This window comes from Pseudonocardia sp. Ae505_Ps2 (assembly GCF_001932425.1).
In the GTDB taxonomy this organism is placed as follows: domain Bacteria; phylum Actinomycetota; class Actinomycetes; order Mycobacteriales; family Pseudonocardiaceae; genus Pseudonocardia.
Genome location: NZ_MCIP01000001.1, coordinates 5686752 through 5687957 on the forward strand (window position 1 = coordinate 5686752; position 1206 = coordinate 5687957).

The 1206-nt window shown below is 57.7% G+C and carries 1 rRNA gene and 1 other annotated feature; the gene reads right to left on the reverse strand.

Annotation, left to right across the window (positions count from 1 at the left end):
- Positions 1–68: 68 nt before the first annotated feature.
- Positions 69–185, reverse strand: a 5S ribosomal RNA gene (gene rrf, locus Ae505Ps2_RS26475).
- Between the two features lie 116 nt (positions 186–301).
- Positions 302–1171: a sequence feature (23S ribosomal RNA rRNA prediction is too short), on the reverse strand.
- Between the last annotated feature and the right edge of the window lie 35 nt (positions 1172–1206).

Sequence of the window (1206 nt, forward strand, 5' to 3'; positions counted from 1 at the left end):
GAACAGAACCCAGAAAACAGGAAACGCCCCGGACAATGAAGTCCGGGGCGTTTCCTGATCATGTTGAATGTCGGCGGCGACCTACTCTCCCACACCCTGGCGAGTGCAGTACCATCGGCGCTGGAAGGCTTAGCTACCGGGTTCGGAATGGGACCGGGCGTTCCCCTACCGCAATGACCACCGACAACACTATTCAACAAACCCCCACACAAACATGGGGGGACCTACGAACACACAACCCGCACAGGGTTGTGGGCTCAGGGTCACACAGTGGATGCGAACAACTCGTTGTGGCAAGCCCTCGGCCTATTAGTACCGGTCAACTCCACCCCTCACAGGGCTTCCATCTCCGGCCTATCAACCCAGTCATCTCCTGGGAGCCTTACCCACTCAAAGGTGGTGGGAGACCTCATCTTGGAACAGGCTTCCCGCTTAGATGCCTTCAGCGGTTATCCCTCCCGAACATAGCCAACCAGCCGTGCCCCTGGCGGGACAACTGGCACACCAGAGGTTCGTCCGTCCCGGTCCTCTCGTACTAGGGACAGCCTTCCTCAAGTCTCCAACGCGCGCGGCGGATAGGGACCGAACTGTCTCACGACGTTCTAAACCCAGCTCGCGTACCGCTTTAATGGGCGAACAGCCCAACCCTTGGGACCTACTCCAGCCCCAGGATGCGACGAGCCGACATCGAGGTGCCAAACCATGCCGTCGATATGGACTCTTGGGCAAGATCAGCCTGTTATCCCCGGGGTACCTTTTATCCGTTGAGCGACACCCCTTCCACAAGGTGGTGCCGGATCACTAGTCCCGACTTTCGTCCCTGCTCGACCCGTCAGTCTCACAGTCAAGCTCCCTTGTGCACTTACACTCAACACCTGATTGCCAACCAGGCTGAGGGAACCTTTGGGCGCCTCCGTTACTCTTTGGGAGGCAACCGCCCCAGTTAAACTACCCACCAGGCACTGTCCCTGAACCAGATCATGGCCCGAGGTTAAGACACCCAATTCGACCAGAGTGGTATTTCAACAACGACTCCACCACCACTGGCGTGATAGCTTCACAGTCTCCCACCTATCCTACACAAGCCGAACCGAGCACCAATACCAAGCTATAGTAAAGGTCCCGGGGTCTTTCCGTCCTGCCGCGCGTAACGAGCATCTTTACTCGTAGTGCAATTTCGCCGAGTCTGTGGTCGAGACAGCGCCC